Origin of the sequence: Paracoccus shanxieyensis (assembly GCF_009711265.1) — a bacterium.
Lineage (GTDB): Bacteria > Pseudomonadota > Alphaproteobacteria > Rhodobacterales > Rhodobacteraceae > Paracoccus > Paracoccus shanxieyensis.
In genome coordinates this window covers 333,318-351,017 of sequence record NZ_WMII01000001.1, presented here as the reverse complement: position 1 = coordinate 351,017, position 17,700 = coordinate 333,318, and the positions used below count along the sequence as shown (strand labels likewise).

The following is a 17,700-nucleotide window of genomic DNA, read 5'->3' as shown; positions in this document are numbered from 1 at the left end:
TTACTGCGCCGCCTCGGCAGGGGGCAGGGGATTGCCGTGTTCGTCCACGACCGCCTCGAAGCCAAGGCTGCGCGGATCGAATTCGTAATGCGCGCCGCAGAACTGGCAATCGGCGGTGACGATGCCATCGTCATTGGTCATGTGGCCAATGTCCTTCTGGCTATAGATCGACAGCGTGCCGCGCACCTTTTCGGCGCTGCACGAACAGCCGAACTGCATGGTCTGACGGTCGAAGGCGGTCGGCTCTTCTTCGTGGAACAGGCGGAACACCAGATTGGGCAGCGGCAGGCTGGCATCGACCAGCTCGATCGCCTCGACCGTGGACATCAGCATGGTCGCGCGGTTCCAGTCCTCGGACTCGGCGCCTTGCAGGATGTCGGCGGCCTCGATCTGGCCGTTTTCGGTGACGACCTGCGGCTGGGCCGGCAGGGTTTGCAGCATCACGCCGCCCGCGCGCCAATGTTCGGCGGTATCGCCCGCCAGCCGTGACCGGCCCACCGTCAGCTCGAACTTGGTCGGCAATTGTTCGGATTGCGCGAAATAGTTCTGCGCACACGATGCCAGCGATCCCCCGGCCAGAGGCGTCAGACCCTGATAGGGCGTATTGCCTTCGCCCTGGTCGATCAGCACGGCGAAATAGCCGTCACCGATCTGCTGGAAGGCGGGCCGGTCGTCCAGACGGGCGGCATCGAAGCTGGCCCAGGCGCGGATGCGGGCGGGGGCGCCTTCGGTTTCCGGGGCATAGTAATCGGTGGCGATGGTGCGGATGGCCCCGCTGCCGCGCACCTGCAGCGACAGTTTCCAGCGCAGCTTGATCGTCGGCCCGATCAGCGCCGTCAGCGTGACCAGTTCCGCCACCATGGCGCTGACCGCCACGGGATAGTCGTGCCGCGACAGCACATGCTCCAGCAGCGGGCCAAGCCGGGTCGCCCGCCCCCGCACGCCCGAGCGTTTCAGTTGAAAGGGCAACACGCTGTCGTCCCAGGAAATGTCCTTTGTGCTTGTCATCTTGCATCCTTCGGATTGGCTGCGCGCTACGAGAGGCCGGGAATGGGCCGCGCGCCTTGCCCCCAATATAGGCCGCGCGGCGAAAACCCCAAGGGGCATCAGATCACGGGCAGAAAGCTGCCCTGCATCTGCCCGATCAGGTCATGAATGCGCTGGCCGGCGGGGGACAGGGCCATGTCCTCGCGCCGCAGCAGGAACCAGCTGCGCTGGATCGGCAGGCCGATGGCGCGCAGGGCAACCAGACGGCCGCTGCGCAATTCCTCGGTCACGGTGTGCTGCGAGATCAGGGCGATGCCAAGACCGGCGATGACGGCCTGCTTGATCGTCTCATTCGTGCCCATCTCGACCATGCGCCATGGCGTGCCGTCGCCGATGCGGTCCAGAAACCGCGTCATCAGGATGCGCGTGCCCGATCCCGGTTCGCGGGCCAGAAAGGTCTGGGCCAGCAGATCCTGCGGCATGGCGGGGTCCGCGGCGGCCAGCGGATGGTCGGGCGGGGCGACGATCACATGCGGATGCGGCCCGATGGGTTCGGCCACCACCGCCGGCGCACGCGGCGGCCGCCCCATGATCGCCAGATCCAGCGCACGGCTGCTCAGCCAGCCGATGACCGCATCGCGGTTGCCGATGCGCAGCGTGACGTCGACCTCGGGCAACAGGCGACGCAGATCGGCCACCAGACGCGGCGCGAAATATTTCCCGGTCGAAACCACCCCCAGCGCCACATTGCCCGAATGCCCGCTTTGCAGGGACGTGACGCGCCGTGCGGCCGTGTCCAGCGCCACGGCAATCTGCGCCTCGGCCTCCAGCACGGCGCGGCCCTCATCCGTTGGCACGAAGGCCCCATGCGCGCCGCGTATGACCAAAGGCGCAGACAGCAGATCCTCCAGCGCACGAAGCTGGGCGTGAATCGCCGGAGGGCTAAGACCAAGGTCGCCCGCCGCCGCCGTCAGCGATCCCGACTGCACCACCGCGCGCAGCGTGCGAAGCTGGCGCAAGGTGACGGCATCCATGCGATTCATTCAGGTTTCCTGAAGCAGGGTTTCGTTTAATTAAATGTTCCTGAAAAATATCGCATGTCAACTTTCCCTTCAGGACGCCGTGCCATGGGAGGGGGACGATGACCGACGCGATCGACACGACCCGGATTCCGGTCCCGCTGCGGCCCGTCATGCTGGCCTTGGCCGCCGGGGGCGCCGAACTGGCGGCGCGCATCCGGCAGGGCGGCGATCTGGCAGCGCAGGTCGGCACCAATGCGGATGGCGACGGGCAGAAGGCGCTGGATGTCATCGCCGACGATCTGTTCCGGGCGCGTCTGACAGCGGCCGGCCTGCGGTTCTATGCCTCCGAGGAACAGGATCAGGCGCTGGAGCTGAACCCCGCCGGAGGTCTGGCGCTGGCCATCGACCCGCTGGACGGATCGTCGAATATCGACACCAACCTGACCATCGGCACGATCTTTTCCATCTATCCCGCCGCCGACACGGCCAAGGACAGCTTTCTGCGCCCCGCGCGCCAGCAGATCGGCGCGGGCTATATCATCTATGGCCCGCGCTGCGCGATGATGGTGACTTTTGGCGATGGCGTGCAGCATTACGCGCTGGGCCCCGACGGGTTCCGGCTGGTCGATGCGCGTGTGACCATGCCCGATTGCTCGTTTGAATTCGCGATCAACGCCTCGAATTACCGGCATTGGTCGCGACCCGTGCGCGCCTATATCGACGACTGCCTTGCCGGGGTCGAAGGTCCGCGCGAAACCAATTTCAACATGCGCTGGCTGGCCAGCCTTGTGGCCGAAACCCACCGCATCCTGACGCGAGGCGGGGTGTTTCTGTATCCCGCCGACGCCCGCAAGGGCTATGAGCGCGGCCGGTTGCGGATGCTGTACGAATGCGCGCCCATCGCGCTTTTGATCGAACAGGCGGGCGGGCAGGCAACGGATGCCTGTGAACGCATTCTGGATCAGCAGATCACCGCCCTGCACGACCGCACGCCATTCGTCTTCGGCTCGGCTGAAAAGGTCGCCCGCGTCGCCGCCTATCACGACCTGCCCGAGACCGAGATCTCGGCGCTTTTCGGCCATCGCGGCCTGTTCCGTGCCTGAGGAAAGACCATGAGCAAGAAGCATCCGATCATCTCTGTCACCGGCTCGTCAGGCGCGGGCACCACGACGATCAAGAACACCTTCGACCAGATCTTCCGCCGCGAAGGCATTCAGGCGGCCAGCATCGAAGGCGATGCGTTCCACCGTTTCGACCGCGCGGCGATGAAGGCCGAACTGGCGCGCCGCACGGATGCGGGCGATAATACCTTCAGCCATTTCAGCATCGAGGCCAATGAACTGCCCCGGCTGGAACAGGTGTTTCGCAGCTATGGCGAAACCGGCACCGGCCAGACCCGCCACTATGTGCATGACGACCGCGAGGCCGCGGCCTATGGCAGCGCGCCCGGCACGTTTACGGATTGGGCCGAACTGCCGCGCTCGGATCTGCTGTTTTACGAGGGGCTGCACGGCGCGGTCAAAACCGACGGCATCGACATTGCCGGGCAGGCGGATCTGAAGATCGGGGTGGTGCCGGTCATCAATCTGGAATGGATCCAGAAAATCCACCGCGACAAGGCCAGCCGCGGCTATTCGACCGAGGCGGTCACCGATGTGATCCTGCGCCGGATGCATGCCTATGTGCATGTGATCTGTCCGCAGTTCACCCAGACCGACATCAATTTCCAGCGCGTGCCTGTGGTCGACACCTCGAACCCGTTCATCGCGCGCTGGATCCCCACGCCGGACGAAAGCCTTGTCGTCATCCGCTTCAAGAACCCGCGCGGCATCGATTTTCCCTATCTGACCCAGATGATCCAGGGGTCGTGGATGAGCCGCGCGAATTCCATCGTCATCCCCGGTCCGCGCATGGATCTGGCGATGCAGCTGATCCTGACGCCGATGATCCTGCGCATGGTCAGCGACGCGAAACGCGCCTGAGGAGGGGCCGCCATGAACCAGATGAGCCGCATGGAAACCGACATGGAACCGGGCGCCGAGGCCGCGATGGCCACCGCGATCCGCGTGCTGGCGATGGATGCGGTCGAGGCCGCGAATTCAGGCCATCCCGGCGCGCCGATGGGTATGGCGGATGTCGCCGCCGTGCTGTTCAACCGCTTCATCACCGTGGATCCGGCGGATGATCGCTGGCCGGACCGCGACCGCTTCGTGATGTCGGCGGGGCATGGCTCGATGCTGGTCTATGCCATCAATCACATGCTGGGTTATGACGACATGCCCATGGCGCAGCTGCGTCGGTTCCGGCAACTGGGCGCGCGCACGGCGGGCCATCCCGAATATGGCCACGCCAAGGGGATCGAGGTCACCACCGGGCCGCTGGGTCAGGGCATCGCCACCGCCGTCGGCATGGCCCTGGCCGAGCGCATCCTGAATGCGCGCTTCGGCGATGATCTGGTGGATCACCACACCTATGTCATCTGCGGCGATGGCTGTCTGATGGAGGGCATCAGCCATGAGGCCATCGACCTTGCCGGGCATCAGCAACTGGGCCGTCTGATCGTTCTGTGGGACGATAACCGCATCACCATCGACGGCGGCACCGATCTGTCGACCAGCACCGACCAGATGGCACGCTTTGCCGCCAGCGGCTGGCATGTACAGGCGGTGGACGGGCATGACCGTCAGGCGGTGGCCGTGGCGATTGCGGCGGCACGCGACGATGCCCGGCCCAGCATGATCGCCTGCCGCACGGTGATCGGCTTCGGCGCGCCGAACAAGCAGGGCAGCCACGATGTGCATGGCGCGCCGCTGGGCGCGGCCGAGATCGCCGCCGCGCGTCAGCATCTGGGCTGGCCGCACCCGCCCTTTGATCTGCCGCAGGACATCACCGGGGCATGGCGCGCCATTGCCGCAAGGGGCGCGCAGGCACGGGCGGCGTGGCAGGACCGGCTGGCGGCCAGCCCGCACAAAGCCGCCTTTGCCGCCGCGATGGCCGCACCCGATGCCGGGGCGCTGCGGCGCGCCATCGGCGACCACTCCGCCCGGATGATCGCCGAGCGCCCCAAGCTTGCGACCCGCAAGGCCAGCGAGCTGGCCTTGGAGGTGGTGAATGCCACCCTGCCCAACACCATCGGCGGCAGCGCCGATCTGACCGGCTCGAACAACACCCGCACTAAGGGCATGACGGCGGTGACGGCGTCCGACCGCGCGGGCCGTTATGTGCATTACGGCATCCGCGAACACGCGATGGCTGCGGCGATGAACGGCATGGCGCTGCATGGCGGGCTGCTGCCCTATGGCGGCACGTTTCTGGCCTTTTCCGACTATTCCCGCCCGGCGATCCGGCTGGGCGCGCTGATGGGCGTGCCGGTGGTGCATGTCATGACCCATGACAGCATCGGTCTGGGCGAGGACGGCCCGACGCACCAGCCCGTCGAACAGGTGGCCGCCCTGCGCGCCATGCCGAACCTGCTGGTGCTGCGCCCCGCCGACGCCGTCGAGACCGCCGAGGCATGGGAGATCGCGCTGACCCAGACCGCCACGCCCTCGGTCCTGTGCCTGTCGCGCCAGAGCCTGCCTTTGCTGCGCGACAGCGCGGACGCGAACCTGACGCGGCAGGGCGCCTATCTGCTGCGCGATCCCGGCCTGCGCGACGTGACGCTGATCGCCACCGGATCCGAGGTGGAAATCGCCCTTGCCGCCGCCGATCTGCTGGCGGGGCAGGGGGTGCGGGCCGCTGTCGTCTCGGCCCCGTGCTTTGAACTGTTCGCGGCCCGGCCCATGGCCGAACGCGACGCGCTGCTGGGCACGGCCCCCCGCATCGGCGTCGAGGCACTGGTCCGGCAGGGCTGGGACGGGCTGTTCCTGCGTCCGGGCGACGGCTTTGTCGGTATGGCGGGGTTCGGCGCCTCCGCCCCCGCCGCCGATCTTTACCGCCATTTCGGCATCACCGCCGAATGCGTGGCGGATCTTGCCACCCAGATCATCAGGGGGAAATGATGGCGCTTATCACACTCAGGCAGTTGCTGGATCACGCCGCCGAACATGGCTATGGCGTGCCGGCCTTCAATATCAACAACATGGAACAGGGGCTGGCGATCCTGCAGGCGGCGGTGGCGGTCGACGCGCCGGTGATCCTGCAGGCCAGCCGTGGCGCGCGGTCCTATGCGGGCGACATCATGCTGCGCCACATGGTGCAGGCGCTGGCCGAAACCCATCCGGCCATTCCCATCTGCCTGCATCAGGACCACGGCAACAACCTTGCCACCTGCATGTCGGCGATCCGGCACGGCTTCACTTCGGTGATGATGGACGGCTCACTGCACGAGGACATGAAGACCCCGGCGGATTACGGCTACAACGTCGCCGTGACCGCGAAGGTGGCCGAGGCCGCCCATGCCGTCGGGGCCAGCGTCGAGGGCGAGCTGGGCGTGCTGGGCAGTCTGGAAACCGGCGAGGCCGCGGCCGAGGATGGCTCGGGCGCCGAGGGCAGGCTGGATCACAGCCAGCTTCTGACCGATCCCGATCAGGCGGTGGATTTCGTCGCCCGCACCCGCTGCGACGCGCTGGCGATCGCCTGCGGCACCAGCCACGGCGCCTATAAGTTCACCCGCAAGCCCGATGGCGACATTCTGGCCATGCATGTCATTCAGGCGATCCATGACCGCCTGCCGGGCACGCATCTGGTGATGCACGGCTCAAGTTCCGTGCCGCAGCATCTGCAGGATCTCATCAATGCCTCGGGCGGAGAGATGCCGCAGACCTATGGTGTGCCGGTCGAGGAAATCGAACGCGGCATCCGCATGGGTGTGCGCAAGGTCAATATCGACACCGATTGCCGCATGGCGATGACCGGGCAGTTCCGCAAGGTCGCCCGCGACCGGCCCGAGGAATTCGACCCGCGCAAATTCATGATCCCCGCCATGACGGAACTGACGGCGCTGTGCCGCGACCGTTTTGAACGCTTCGGCACGGCGGGACACGCGCATCAGATCAAGGTCATCGCGATGGACAAGATGGCCGAACGCTATGCGTCGGGGGCGCTTGACCCGGCGATTACCGGCCGAAAAGCCGCCTGAACGGAGGATGACATGAACGAGATGCCCAAGAAGATGGACGCCAAGAAGCGTTATGCCGCAGGCGTGCTGAAATATGCCCAGATGGGGTATTGGGAACCCGACTACAGCCCCAAGGACACCGATGTGATCGCGTTGTTTCGCATCACGCCTCAGGACGGCGTGGACGCGATCGAGGCGGCGGCGGCGGTCGCGGGCGAAAGCAGCACCGCCACCTGGACCGTGGTCTGGACCGACCGCCTGACCGCCTGCGAGAAATACCGCGCCAAGGCTTACCGCGTCGATCCGGTGCCGAACTCGCCCGGCGAATATTTCGCCTATATCGCCTATGATCTGGACCTGTTCGAGCCGGGCAGCATCGCCAACCTGACCGCCTCGATCATCGGCAATGTCTTCGGATTCAAGCCCCTGAAGGCCCTGCGGCTTGAGGACATGCGCCTGCCCGTCGCCTATGTGAAGACGTTTCAGGGCCCCGCCACCGGCATCGTCGTCGAACGCGAGCGGCTGAACGTCTTTGGCCGCCCGCTGCTGGGCGCGACGGTCAAGCCCAAGCTGGGCCTGTCAGGGCGCAACTATGGCCGTGTGGTCTATGAGGCGCTGAAGGGTGGTCTGGATTTCACCAAGGATGACGAAAACATCAACAGCCAGCCCTTCATGCATTGGCGCGACCGCTTCCTTTACTGCATGGAGGCCGTGAACCGCGCCAGCGCCGCCACCGGAGAGGTCAAGGGGACGTATCTGAACGTCACCGCCGCCACGATGGAGGACATGTATGAACGCGCCGAATTCGCCAAGTCGCTGGGCAGCGTCATCGTGATGATCGACCTTGTGATCGGCTATACGGCGATCCAGTCGATGGCGAAATGGGCGCGGGCCAATGACATGATCCTGCACCTGCACCGCGCGGGCCATTCGACCTATACCCGCCAGCGCAGCCATGGCGTCAGCTTCCGCGTCATCGCGAAATGGATGCGGCTGGCCGGGGTGGACCATCTGCACGCCGGCACTGTCGTCGGCAAGCTGGAGGGCGATCCCGCCACCACCAAGGGCTATTACGACATCTTCCGCGAGGAACGAAACCCGATGGCTCTGGAGAACGGCATCTTCTTCGATCAGGAATGGGCCAGCATCAACAAGATGATGCCCGTCGCCTCGGGCGGGATCCATGCGGGCCAGATGCACCAGCTTCTGACCTATCTGGGCGAAGACGTGGTGCTGCAATTCGGCGGCGGCACCATCGGCCATCCGCATGGTATTCAGGCGGGCGCGACCGCGAACCGCGTGGCGCTGGAGGCGATGGTCTTTGCCCGCAATGCCGGCCGCGACATCTGGAACGAGGGCGAGGACATCCTGCGCGATGCCGCCAAGACCTGCACGCCGCTGAAACAGGCGCTGGATGTCTGGAAGGACGTGTCCTTCAACTACGCCTCGACCGATGCGCCCGATTTCGCCCCCACCCCCGAAGTTTCCGCCTGAGAGGAGGTATCCCCATGCGACTGCGCCAAGGACAGTTCAGCTTTCTGCCCGATCTTTCGGATGACGACATCCGGGTTCAGGCCCAATACGCCATCGACAATGGCTGGGCCGTCTCGGTGGAATATTCCGATGACCCGCATCCCCGAAACACCTATTGGGAAATGTGGGGCCATCCGATGTTCGACAACCCGGATGCCGCCGCCGTGGTGTTCGAGGTCAACGAATGCCGCAAGGAACACGGCGGCAAATACATCCGCGTCATCGCCTTCGACGCCCAGCCCGGCTGGGAATCCATCCGCATGAGCTTCATCGTCAACCGTCCCGAGCTGGAACCCGGCTTCCGCGTCATTCGTCAGGAAGCCGAGGGGCGCTCCGTCCGCTACACGATCGAAAGCTATGCCATGCGCGAACCCGAAGGCGCGCGCTACTGACCGGCCTTTTGCGGGCGGCCAAGGCCCCGCCGCCGCCCGCAGATTTCCCCATGAGGTTCTCGCCATGCAGGACATTTCCCGCCCCACCCATGTCGATCTGGCCGCCAGCTTTGCCGAAAGCGGCGTGCAGGACGTGCTGGCCGAACTGGATGCCACGCTGATCGGACTTGCGCCGGTCAAGCAGCGCATCCGCGAAACCGCTGCCCTGCTGCTGGTCGATCAGGCCCGCCGCCAGATGGGGCTGGCCACCGAAACGCCGACGCTGCACATGTCCTTTACCGGCAATCCCGGCACCGGCAAGACCACCGTGGCGCTGAAGATGGCCAGCCTGCTGCACCGGCTGGGCTATGTCCGCAAAGGCCATCTGGTCACGGTCACCCGCGACGATCTGGTGGGCCAGTATATCGGCCATACCGCCCCCAAGACCAAGGAAGTGCTGAAAAAGGCCATGGGCGGCGTCTTGTTCATCGATGAGGCCTATTATCTTTATCGCCCCGAAAACGAACGCGATTACGGGCAGGAGGCCATCGAGATCCTGTTGCAGGTCATGGAAAACAACCGCGACGATCTGGTGGTGATCCTTGCGGGCTATGGCGACCGGATGGATCGCTTCTTCGCCTCGAATCCCGGCTTCCGGTCGCGCATCGCCCATCATGTCGAGTTTCCCGACTATAGCGACCCCGAACTGTTGCACATCGCCCGGCAGATGCTGGCGGCGCAGAACTATGCGCTGGACGATGCGGCGGTGGCGGCGATGACCGACTATATCGCCCACCGCCGCCGCCAGCCGCATTTCGCCAATGCGCGATCGGTGCGCAATGCGCTGGACCGGGCGCGGCTGCGGCAGGCCAACCGGCTGTTCGACACGGCAAGCGGCCCTCTGGACGCGGCAACGCTGTCGACGATCACCGCGCCCGACATCCTTTCCAGCCGGGTTTTCAGCGGAGGACTTGACGTGGACCGTCTGACAGGGCAGGCCGCTGCCGAATGATCCCCGAAAGGACCGTGCCATGAACTTTGACCGCAAGATCAAGATCGCCCCCTCGATCCTGTCCGCAGATTTCGCCAATTTCGGGCAGGAAATCCGCGCGGTCGAGGATCAGGGTGCCGACTGGGTGCATGTCGATGTGATGGACGGGCATTTCGTCCCCAACATCACCTTTGGCCCGCAGACCTGCAAGGCGATCCGCCCGCATATCCGCGGCGTGATGGATGTCCATCTGATGATCTCGCCGGTCGACAGCTATATCGACGCCTTCGCAGAATCGGGTGCCGATGTCATCACCGCGCATTATGAGGCCGGTCCGCATATCCACCGCACGCTGCAGGCCATCCGCGCCACCGGCGCGAAGGCCGGTCTGGCGCTGAACCCCGGCACCCCCGCCGAGGTCGCCGCCGGGCTGATCGACGACGTGGACCTGATCTGCGTGATGACGGTGAACCCCGGCTTCGGCGGGCAGAAATTCATCCGCAGCCAGATCGACAAGGTGCGTGCCCTGCGCGCCATGATCGGCGACCGCCCCGTGCATATCGAAATCGACGGCGGCGTCGATCCGACCACCGCGCCCTTGGTGGCCGAGGCCGGGGCCGATGTGCTGGTCGCGGGTTCGGCGGTGTTCAAGGGCGGCTCGGTCTCGAACAGCGCGCCCTATGGCGACAACATCCGCGCGATCCGCGCCGCTGCCGAAGCCGCCCTGCGTTGATCCTGTCATCTGCGCCCGCTAGGCTGGCCGCAGATTGACCCGGAGGCAGGACAGCTGACAGCCCTGAAGGCCATATGATCTGGTTCGGAACCACGGCGCTGGTCGGCGCGGGCTTGCGGCTTTCTGGGCCTTTCGGCAGCGCCGATTGGCGGGAGCGGCTGGCGTTGACCGGCCCTGACGTGATCCCCGGCGGCATCTGGCTGCACGCGGCCAGCGTGGGAGAGCTGACCTCGGCCCGGGTTCTGGCCGAGGCGCTGGCCGCCGAATTTCCCCTGACCGTCACCACCAACAGCCTGACCGGGCGCGCCCTGGCCCGCAAGCTGGGCTATGACGCGGCGCTGGCGCCTTTGGACGTGCCGCAGGCCGTGGGCCGGTTCCTGCACCGTATCGAGCCTTCGGTGCTGGTGACGGTGGAAAACGAATTATGGCCGAACCGCGCCCGCATGGCCGATGATCTGGGCGTGGCGCAGGTCGTGGTCGGCGCGCGCATGTCGCAACGCTCGGCCGAACGCTGGGGCAAGCTGCCGCGGCTGATCCGGCCGATCTTGCGGCGGATCGACGCCCTTTCAGCGCAGGATCCCGGCAGCGAGGAACGGCTGTTGCGCCTTGGCCTGCCCGCCAGCGCGCTGGGCTCGCGGTTGAACCTGAAGCTGCTGGGCCCGGCGCAGATCCACCCGGCCCAGGACGGGGCGATGCGCCCGCGCACCGTGCTTGCCGCCTCGACCCATGAGGGCGAGGACGAGGTGGTCCTGGACGCCTTTGCCAAGGCCCGCGCGGCGGTGCCGGGGCTGCGCCTGATCCTTGCCCCGCGCCATCCCGAACGCGGCGATGCGGTGGCGGCGCTGCTGACGGCGCGCGGTCTGGATTTTGCGCGCCGCAGTCAGGGGGGCGGGCCGGAAGCGCCGATCCTTCTGGCCGATACGCTGGGCGAAATGGGCGACTGGTATCAGGCCGCGGGTATCTGCATCACCTGCGGATCCTATGCCGATCATGGCGGGCATACCCCGTGGGAGCCTGCCGCATGGCGCTGCGCGATCCTGCATGGGCCCAATGTCTCGAACCATGCGGCGGATTACGCCGATCTGGATGCGGCGGATGCAGCCGAGGCCGCGCCGGATCTGGCCGCCGCGCTGAGCGCATTGGCGCAGGACGCGCCGCGTCAGCGCCGGATGGGAAAGGCCGCGCGGGACATGCTGCTGACCCGTGCGGGCGATCCCGCGCCGCTGATTGCAAGGATACTCGACCTTGCGCGCGGCGGTCTTGTATAAGCCCGCATCCGTCCTGATATTCATGGGACGAAAGGGGCCGACATGATCCGCTATGACCTGCATTGCGACCAGGGCCATGACTTTGATGGCTGGTTTCGGAATTCCGAAGGGTTCGAGACCCTGAAGAAGGCCGGGCAGGTGACCTGCGCGATCTGCGGCAGTGCCTCGGTCGAAAAGGCGCTGATGGCACCGGGCGTGGCCACGCGCGATCTGCAAACTCCGCGCAATCCGCAGGAAACCGCGCTGGAAAAACTGCGCGAACAGGTCGAGGCGAATTCGGATTACGTCGGCATGTCCTTTGCCGCCGAGGCCCGCGCCATGCATCAGGGCGATGCACCCAGCCGGGCCATCCATGGCGAGGCGCGGCTGGAGGACGCCAGGAAACTGCTTGAGGACGGCATTCCCGTCGCGCCGCTGCCCTTCCGGTCGCGGCAGCGCGCCAACTAGATCTCGCCGTCGATCATCACCATCAGCCGCCCGCGCGAACAGCGTTCGACCCGCGCCTGCACCCCATAGACCTGTGCCAGCAGCGCGGGCGTCAGCACCTGATCGGGGCGGCCTTGGGCGTGGACATGCCCGCCATGGATCAGCACGATGCGGTCGGCCCATTGCGCGGCCAGCGCCAGATCGTGCAGCACCGCCACGACGACGCGGCCTTCGGCGGCCAGACGGCGCAGCTCGGACAGCAGGCGCACCTGACGGGCCAGATCCAGCGCGCTGGTCGGTTCGTCCAGAAGCAGCAGGCGCGGATCGCGCACGATGGCCTGCGCCAGACTGACCATCTGGCGCTGCCCGCCCGACAGCGCGTCCAGCGGCTCAAGCGCCAAGGCCGCGATGCCCAGCTTGTCCATCACGGCCATTGCTGCGGCATCGGCCTGATGGGCGGGCAGGGTCTTGCCCGCGCGCAAGGCGGCGATGACGGTTTCCAGCGCGATCAGCGACGATCCCGACGGCAGCGCCTGCGGCATGAAGCCCACCTGCCGCGCCCGGTCCACCGCCGGCATCCGGCGCAGATCGGCGCCGTCCAGCATCACCGTGCCCTGATGCGGGATCAGCTGCGCCATCGCCCGCAGCAGCGTCGATTTTCCCGCAGCGTTCGGCCCGGCCAGCACGGTGACTTCGCCCGCGTGCAGCTCGGGCAGGCTCAGCGCGTCCAGAACGCGGCGCTTGCCGAACCGGACCGTGATGCCTTGGACCAGCACGCTCATCTGCGGCGGCCCCGCAGGATCAGCGCAAAGAAGATCGGCAGCCCGATCAATGAGGTGACCAGCCCGATCGGCAGCAGCACCCCCGGCACGATGGTCTTGGACAGCGTCGAGGCCAGCGACATCACCAGCGCCCCGGTCAGGATGCTGGCGGGCAGAAAGACGCGGTGGTTTTCGCCCACCAGCAGCCGCGCGATATGCGGCCCTGCCAGCCCGACAAAGCCGATGACCCCGACCATCGAAACCGCCGCCGCCGACAGCACGCCGACGCGCAGCAGCGTCCAGCGCCGCAGCGCGGTGACATCGACGCCGAAGCTTTGGGCCTGATCCTCGCCCAGCCGCAGCGCGGTCAGCTTCCACGCGGCGCGAAAGGAAAACGGCACGGCCAGCGCCAGCACGACCGCGACCATCGCCACGCCCGGCCATTGCGTCGCAGCCAGACTGCCCATCGACCAGAAGACCAGCTGCTGCAACGCATCCGCCGAGGCGACGAATTGCACCAAGGACAGCAGGGCGGCGGCGGTGAAATTCAGCGCGACCCCGAACAGGATCAGCACCTCGGGGCCGCCACCCCGCAACCGGCCCAGCAATTGCAACAGCATCAGCGCGCCCACCGCGAAGATGAAGGCATTGGCCGACACCGCCCAGACCGGCGGCAGGCCCGGCACGGTCAGGCCCAGAACGATGGCCACCGCAGCCCCCAGCGCAGCCGAGGCGGAGACGCCAAGCGTAAAGGGCTCGGCCAAGGGGTTTTCCAGAACGGTCTGCATCTCGGCCCCGGCCAGAGCCAGCGCCGCGCCGACCAGCAGCGCCATCACGGCCACGGGCAGGCGCACGTCCCAGACGATGACCTGCGTGCCGCGCGAGACCTCGGCCCCGGCCAGCGCGCGCAGGGTTTCGCCCAAGGGCAGACCCGCTGGGCCGGTGGTCAGATCCAGCACCAGGGCTGCCAGCGCGGCCAGCGCCAGAACGGCGACAAGGGCCGCGTGACGGCGGCCCTGCGCGTGGTAACTTGCAAGGATGTCGTTCATTTTTGCGGCGTCACCCACCATGCGCCGGGCACGGCCACGGGCGAGAATTTCGCCTCGATCTGCTGCATCGTGTCCATCGGGTCCACGTCGCCGAACAGATCGGGATGGAAGGTCTTGGCCAGATATTCGATCAGCACGATATGGATGGGGCTGTCGTTGAACAGATGCCACACCCCCGCCGCATGGCCGGTCTGAACCGCGCGCAGCGAGGCAAAGCCGGGGGCACTGGTCAGCGCGTCAAAGCTGGTCTGCGCCTCTTCGGCATCGACCTGCGGACCCAGCACCAGACCGCCGCGCGCCCGCATATGCGCGCCGCCGGTGGCGATATAGAAATCGGGATCGGCCCCGATCAGCCATTCAAGGCTGACATTGCCCAGGACGCCCTTGACCGCCTCGGCGCCGATATTCTGGCCGCCTGCGGTGGTCACGAAGTCATGAAACACCCCCGGACCCACGGTCGAGCAGCAATTCACCGGCGCGGCATGGACATGCATGAAGACGCGCGGGCGCGGGATTGCCGGATCGGCCAACCGCTGACGCACGCGGTCCAGCCGTTCCTGATAAAAGCGGATGAAGCTTTCGGCCCGGTCCTCGGCCCCGGTCAGCGCGCCAAGGATGCGCAGGCTGGGCACTGTGTTTTCCTGCGGATGGGAAAAGAAATCGACATAGGCGACCGGAATGCCCGCCGCCTCAAGCTGCTGGCGCGCCACGGTCATCGCCGGGTCTTTCTCGTCGATCAGCGTCAGCACGACCAGATCGGGATCAAGGGCGATCACCGCCTCGACCGACAGATCGCGATTGCCCGCGCCGACCGATCTGATCGCGTCGATGGCGGGAAACTTCTGGCGGTAGGCCGCCATGGTGGGCGGGTCCAGAGGCTTGTCCAGACGCCAGCCCGCGACCAGCGCCACGGGGTCGTCATGCATCAGACCCAGCACCGACAGATGCCGCCCTTCGCCCAGCACGATGCGGTGGGCCGGTTCGGGCAGGCTGACCTGACGCCCCAGAATGTCGGTCGCGGTGACATCGGCCTGCGCGGTCCCGGCAAGGGCCAGCACCGCGGCGGCGATCAGGGGGCGAAGAAACATGGCAGGCCTCATGTGATTGGGCCGGGGATCAACCCCGGCCCCATGGTCTTAATTGGTGGCGGGGACGATGCGCCACAGCCGGTCGCCGTTGTCATCGCCTTCGCCGCGCGATTTGTTCACCGCCCAGACATTGCCCTGACCATCGGCGCGCAACTGGTTGGGGAAGCTGCCCGCATCCAGATTGGCCACGATCTCGCCCTGGGTGTTCACCACGGTGATGGTGCCCGCGCCGCGATTTGCCACGAAGGCCAGACGGCTTTTCGGCTCGAACGTGACGTTCAGGGGCGTGGCGCCGACATTCACATCATGCAGCGTCTCGCCGGTTTCTGCGTTCACGATCAGCAGGTTGTCGCTGTCCTGCGCCACGGTGAAGATCAGCCCGTCCTGCGCATCGAACGCCACGCCCGAGCCGGTCTTGGAATGGGGCAGCTCAAACACCTTCACCTCACCCGAGGCCAGATCGACAATCGCCGCTTCCGAGGTGCTGGTGCTGACGGTCGCCAGCTTGCCATGCTCTTCGTCGATATCCAGCGACATGGCGCCGAAGGATTTGCCGCGCTCATCCGAAGGGATCACGATCGGGTCCAGCGGCTCCAGCGTCTTGGTGTCGAAGACCATGATTTCATTGCCGAAGCTGGTCGAGGCATAGGCGCGGCCGTTGGCTTCGTCGATCACCACATCGCGGCCATGCGGCACGGCGCCCGGCTCGAACTGCTTGATCAGCGACAGGTCGGATTGCTTATAGACCGCCACGGTGTCCTGACGGGTATTCGTCACCCACACGGTGTCATTGGCATCGTCCACGGCAACGCCATAGACCGCGAACAGCCCGCCGGGCTTGCCGTCGCGTTCCGGCGCTTCTGCGGGGGTGACCTGCGCCACGATCTCCAGCGTGTCCGGGTTCAGCTTGACCAGCGCCGAGTCCTTGACCGGCGGGCGACCCACGGCCGAGGCCACGAACACCGCGTTGGATTTCGCGCTGTAAGCCACCTGATACAGCCCCGGCACGACCGGCTGGCTGGTGGTGGCAAAGCGGTCCTGACCGGAAAGCGGCAGCTTTTCCGAGACTTTCAGTTCGACCACATCGGCCGAGGCGGGGTTGGCGGTGCTGACGACGATGGGCTGGCTGCCCGCGACGGCGGCGGGGTCGATGGCCAGTTCGTATTTGAAGCCGCCTTCGGCATCGACGGTGATCGGATCGGTGTTCAGGACCGTGTTGCCATGCAGCAGCGTCACCGTCTGGCCCGGTTGCAGGCGCGCGCCGGTGATGATGGCCTTGCTGCCCTTATAGATCGGATCGCCGCGCACCTCGCCGGTGATACGGACCTGCGCGTCGAAGTCTTGCGCGGGTTGGGTGAACAGCGCGTCGGCCAGCACGGGTGCGGCAAGCAGCGACAGCGTCAGCGCCGAGGCCGCAAGCAGACGAAAGCGGGAATGTGCCATGGATCTCTCCTGATGAGATGTCAGATGGGGATGGCTGACCCGGCAATTGGGCTGGCTTCGCCTTGCGCGCAACCTATAATCCTGACCGTCACTGTCAACTAAGGACCCGCTGAAAATGTCCGCATCCCAAAGCCGTGAACATGGCCGCGTCGGTCCCGAACATGCCCGCATGACGGCAGAGCTGCGCATCTTTGACACGGGCGCGCCGACGCATCAGCTGTCGCAGAAGGTCGTGCAGGCCGGGCCCGGATACCGGCTGTTCATCGCCGTGCCCAAGGGGCCCGCGCCGGATGCGGGGTGGCCGGTGGTCTATATGCTGGACGGCAACGCGGTGTTCGATTTCCTGACGGTAGAGGATCTGGCCATGGCCAAGGGGCTGGTGGTCGTCGGCGTGGGCTATGACACCCCGCGCCAGTTCGCCCGCGAATTGCGCACGCAGGATTTCACCGCGCCGGACGGGCCGGGCGACGGCCTGCGCCCCGATCACGTCCATGAGGGGCGCGTGGCTGGCGGGGCCGCGATCTTTCACGACCGCCTGACCGGCCCGCTGCGCGCGGCGGCCGAAGACGGGCTAAACATAGACCCCGCGCGCCGCACGCTGTGGGGGCACAGTTTCGGCGGGCTTTTCACGCTTTACGCCCTGCTGGCCCGGCCGCTGGCCTTTGCGCGCCATGCGGCGATCAGCCCCTCGATCTGGTGGGATGAGCCGCTGATGCGGCGCGTCGCCGCCAAGGCTGCGCGGGCGGACCTGCCGCTGCTGATGGCCTTGGGCGACCGCGAGAAACGCTCGGGCAGCGACGGTCCGCCGCCCGATGGCCCTGCACCCGCCACCATGCAGTTCATCGCCGATCTGGCCCTTCATCCGGGGCATCGGGCGCAGGTGCATGTGCTGCCGGGACATGTCCATATCCAGACGCTGGCCGGGTCGTTTCCGCTGATCTTTCCCTTCGCGCTTAACGAAATCTAAGG

The 17,700-nt window shown here is 66.4% G+C and carries 17 protein-coding genes; 11 read left to right on the top strand and 6 right to left on the bottom strand.

Translation table 11 applies throughout. The features are described 5' to 3' along the window. Together hslO and cbbR are read right to left on the bottom strand one after the other, a co-directional pair. A complete protein-coding gene (gene hslO / locus GL284_RS01785; RefSeq protein ID WP_155042920.1) occupies nucleotides 1–1,008 on the bottom strand; it encodes an Hsp33 family molecular chaperone HslO in 1,008 nt (335 codons plus the stop codon). Nucleotides 1,009–1,106: 98 nt separating this feature from the next. Continuing rightward, the gene (gene cbbR / locus GL284_RS01780) at nucleotides 1,107–2,030 is read right to left on the bottom strand and encodes a LysR family regulator CbbR (RefSeq protein ID WP_155042919.1); all 924 of its coding nucleotides are present in this window, start codon (nucleotides 2,028–2,030) and stop codon (nucleotides 1,107–1,109) included. A gap of 98 nt (nucleotides 2,031–2,128) precedes the next feature. On the opposite strand from cbbR, the gene GL284_RS01775 reads away from it, so the two are divergent. The 10 genes from GL284_RS01775 (at nucleotide 2,129) to GL284_RS01730 (ending at nucleotide 12,411) form a co-directional block, all read left to right on the top strand. Beyond that, nucleotides 2,129–3,112, top strand: coding sequence for a class 1 fructose-bisphosphatase (locus tag GL284_RS01775; protein WP_155042918.1), 984 nt, complete (start codon nucleotides 2,129–2,131; stop codon nucleotides 3,110–3,112). A gap of 9 nt (nucleotides 3,113–3,121) precedes the next feature. Next, on the top strand, nucleotides 3,122–3,991 hold the full coding sequence (locus GL284_RS01770; protein ID WP_155042917.1) for a phosphoribulokinase: 870 nt from the start codon (nucleotides 3,122–3,124) through the stop codon (nucleotides 3,989–3,991). Between the two features lie 12 nt (nucleotides 3,992–4,003). Continuing rightward, entirely contained in the window at nucleotides 4,004–6,010 is a 2,007-nt protein-coding gene (gene tkt / locus GL284_RS01765) for a transketolase (protein WP_196216682.1), read from the top strand. Beyond that, nucleotides 6,010–7,089: a class II fructose-bisphosphate aldolase gene (gene fba, locus GL284_RS01760; RefSeq protein ID WP_155042916.1), complete on the top strand. Its 1,080-nt coding sequence runs from the start codon at nucleotides 6,010–6,012 to the stop codon at nucleotides 7,087–7,089. The genes tkt and fba overlap by 1 nt, the downstream gene beginning before the upstream one ends. 12 nt (nucleotides 7,090–7,101) lie before the next feature. Next, nucleotides 7,102–8,562 (top strand): form I ribulose bisphosphate carboxylase large subunit, encoded by a 1,461-nt coding sequence (locus GL284_RS01755; protein WP_230382884.1) that lies wholly within the window; start codon nucleotides 7,102–7,104, stop codon nucleotides 8,560–8,562. Nucleotides 8,563–8,576: 14 nt separating this feature from the next. After that, a complete protein-coding gene (locus GL284_RS01750; RefSeq protein WP_155042915.1) occupies nucleotides 8,577–8,993 on the top strand; it encodes a ribulose bisphosphate carboxylase small subunit in 417 nt (138 codons plus the stop codon). Nucleotides 8,994–9,057: 64 nt separating this feature from the next. Then, nucleotides 9,058–9,984, top strand: coding sequence for a CbbX protein (gene cbbX / locus GL284_RS01745; protein WP_155042914.1), 927 nt, complete (start codon nucleotides 9,058–9,060; stop codon nucleotides 9,982–9,984). 19 nt (nucleotides 9,985–10,003) lie between these two features. After that, on the top strand, nucleotides 10,004–10,696 hold the full coding sequence (gene rpe, locus GL284_RS01740) for a ribulose-phosphate 3-epimerase (protein ID WP_155042913.1): 693 nt from the start codon (nucleotides 10,004–10,006) through the stop codon (nucleotides 10,694–10,696). Between the two features lie 74 nt (nucleotides 10,697–10,770). After that, entirely contained in the window at nucleotides 10,771–11,964 is a 1,194-nt protein-coding gene (locus GL284_RS01735; RefSeq protein ID WP_155042912.1) for a 3-deoxy-D-manno-octulosonic acid transferase, read from the top strand. A 42-nt stretch (nucleotides 11,965–12,006) separates the two neighbouring features. After that, a complete protein-coding gene (locus GL284_RS01730) occupies nucleotides 12,007–12,411 on the top strand; it encodes a DUF1178 family protein (RefSeq protein WP_155042911.1) in 405 nt (134 codons plus the stop codon). Here the strand turns inward: GL284_RS01730 and GL284_RS01725 are convergent. From GL284_RS01725 to GL284_RS01710, 4 genes are read right to left on the bottom strand one after another with little or no spacing between them, the layout of a single operon-like run. Then, nucleotides 12,408–13,172: an ABC transporter ATP-binding protein gene (locus GL284_RS01725; RefSeq protein ID WP_155042910.1), complete on the bottom strand. Its 765-nt coding sequence runs from the start codon at nucleotides 13,170–13,172 to the stop codon at nucleotides 12,408–12,410. The two genes, GL284_RS01730 and GL284_RS01725, sit on opposite strands and share 4 nt — an antisense overlap. Then, on the bottom strand, nucleotides 13,169–14,200 hold the full coding sequence (locus GL284_RS01720) for a FecCD family ABC transporter permease (RefSeq protein ID WP_155042909.1): 1,032 nt from the start codon (nucleotides 14,198–14,200) through the stop codon (nucleotides 13,169–13,171). Before GL284_RS01720 ends, GL284_RS01725 begins: the two co-directional genes overlap by 4 nt. Next, on the bottom strand, nucleotides 14,197–15,288 hold the full coding sequence (locus tag GL284_RS01715; RefSeq protein WP_155042908.1) for an ABC transporter substrate-binding protein: 1,092 nt from the start codon (nucleotides 15,286–15,288) through the stop codon (nucleotides 14,197–14,199). Before GL284_RS01715 ends, GL284_RS01720 begins: the two co-directional genes overlap by 4 nt. Before the next feature lie 48 nt (nucleotides 15,289–15,336). Then, nucleotides 15,337–16,731, bottom strand: a complete 1,395-nt coding sequence (locus GL284_RS01710; RefSeq protein WP_155042907.1) for a Vgb family protein — start codon at nucleotides 16,729–16,731, stop codon at nucleotides 15,337–15,339. 115 nt (nucleotides 16,732–16,846) lie between these two features. Here GL284_RS01710 and GL284_RS01705 point away from each other — a divergent pair, with 115 nt between their 5' ends. Continuing rightward, nucleotides 16,847–17,698 carry an alpha/beta hydrolase gene (locus tag GL284_RS01705; protein WP_155042906.1) on the top strand — a complete coding sequence of 284 codons (852 nt, stop codon included), beginning with the start codon at nucleotides 16,847–16,849 and terminating at the stop codon, nucleotides 17,696–17,698. The last annotated feature ends 2 nt before the right edge of the window (nucleotides 17,699–17,700 follow it).

Bases quoted from the DNA above. Each gene is read 5' to 3' on its own strand.
- hslO (WP_155042920.1), bottom strand. From the start codon at position 1,008: ATGACAAGCACAAAGGACATTTCCTGGGACGACAGCGTGTTGCCCTTT.
- cbbR (WP_155042919.1), bottom strand. From the start codon at position 2,030: ATGAATCGCATGGATGCCGTCACCTTGCGCCAGCTTCGCACGCTGCGC.
- GL284_RS01775 (WP_155042918.1), top strand. From the start codon at position 2,129: ATGACCGACGCGATCGACACGACCCGGATTCCGGTCCCGCTGCGGCCC.
- GL284_RS01770 (WP_155042917.1), top strand. From the start codon at position 3,122: ATGAGCAAGAAGCATCCGATCATCTCTGTCACCGGCTCGTCAGGCGCG.
- tkt (WP_196216682.1), top strand. From the start codon at position 4,004: ATGAACCAGATGAGCCGCATGGAAACCGACATGGAACCGGGCGCCGAG.
- fba (WP_155042916.1), top strand. From the start codon at position 6,010: ATGGCGCTTATCACACTCAGGCAGTTGCTGGATCACGCCGCCGAACAT.
- GL284_RS01755 (WP_230382884.1), top strand. From the start codon at position 7,102: ATGAACGAGATGCCCAAGAAGATGGACGCCAAGAAGCGTTATGCCGCA.
- GL284_RS01750 (WP_155042915.1), top strand. From the start codon at position 8,577: ATGCGACTGCGCCAAGGACAGTTCAGCTTTCTGCCCGATCTTTCGGAT.
- cbbX (WP_155042914.1), top strand. From the start codon at position 9,058: ATGCAGGACATTTCCCGCCCCACCCATGTCGATCTGGCCGCCAGCTTT.
- rpe (WP_155042913.1), top strand. From the start codon at position 10,004: ATGAACTTTGACCGCAAGATCAAGATCGCCCCCTCGATCCTGTCCGCA.
- GL284_RS01735 (WP_155042912.1), top strand. From the start codon at position 10,771: ATGATCTGGTTCGGAACCACGGCGCTGGTCGGCGCGGGCTTGCGGCTT.
- GL284_RS01730 (WP_155042911.1), top strand. From the start codon at position 12,007: ATGATCCGCTATGACCTGCATTGCGACCAGGGCCATGACTTTGATGGC.
- GL284_RS01725 (WP_155042910.1), bottom strand. From the start codon at position 13,172: ATGAGCGTGCTGGTCCAAGGCATCACGGTCCGGTTCGGCAAGCGCCGC.
- GL284_RS01720 (WP_155042909.1), bottom strand. From the start codon at position 14,200: ATGAACGACATCCTTGCAAGTTACCACGCGCAGGGCCGCCGTCACGCG.
- GL284_RS01715 (WP_155042908.1), bottom strand. From the start codon at position 15,288: ATGTTTCTTCGCCCCCTGATCGCCGCCGCGGTGCTGGCCCTTGCCGGG.
- GL284_RS01710 (WP_155042907.1), bottom strand. From the start codon at position 16,731: ATGGCACATTCCCGCTTTCGTCTGCTTGCGGCCTCGGCGCTGACGCTG.
- GL284_RS01705 (WP_155042906.1), top strand. From the start codon at position 16,847: ATGTCCGCATCCCAAAGCCGTGAACATGGCCGCGTCGGTCCCGAACAT.